The organism is Testudinibacter sp. 'clade 2' (assembly GCF_006227735.1).
Lineage (GTDB): Bacteria > Pseudomonadota > Gammaproteobacteria > Enterobacterales > Pasteurellaceae > Chelonobacter.
On the sequence record NZ_VDHB01000244.1, the window covers coordinates 1 to 562 of the forward strand.

The 562-nt window shown below is 48.9% G+C and carries 1 protein-coding gene; it reads left to right on the forward strand.

Features of this window, described 5'->3' with window-relative positions; all coding sequences use genetic code 11:
* The coding region (locus FHQ30_RS12980; RefSeq protein ID WP_176552783.1) for a VENN motif pre-toxin domain-containing protein at positions 1 to 562 on the forward strand (562 nt) is incomplete at both ends.

Consider the following 562-nt stretch of genomic DNA (forward strand, 5'->3'; position numbering starts at 1 on the left):
GATAAAAAAATCGATGCCCAGTTTGGTATCGGTTCAACCAATGGGCAAGCAATCGCTGCGGTGACGGCGGTGCTACAAGGCTTGGCGGGTGGCAATGCAGGACAGGCGATTGCCGGTGGATTATCACCGTATGTGAACAGCCAAATCAAAGCACTGACCGGAGATAACACCGAAGCCAACATCGTTGCCCATGCGTTATGGGGTGCGATTGAGGCACAAGCAAGCGGCAACAGCGCTTTAGCCGGGGCAACTGCGGCTGCGAGTGGCGAAGTGGCAGCCGCGTTTTTAACTAAACAACTTTATGGCAAAGCGCCGCAAGACTTGACGGCGAGTGAGAAAGAAACGATTTCGGGTTTAAGCCAAATTGTCGGCGCATTGAGCAGTGTTGCGGTGGCGAATAACAGCGGTGACGGTTACCGTGGTGCGGAAGTAGCGAAAAGTGCGGTTGAGAATAATGCGCTTTTAAATCTAAAAGGTGAATCCTATTTAAGAGCTGAAAAAGAAAAAGCATTAGTTCAATTACTAAAAGAAAATGGTGTTAAGACAACCGAAGATTTTGTTG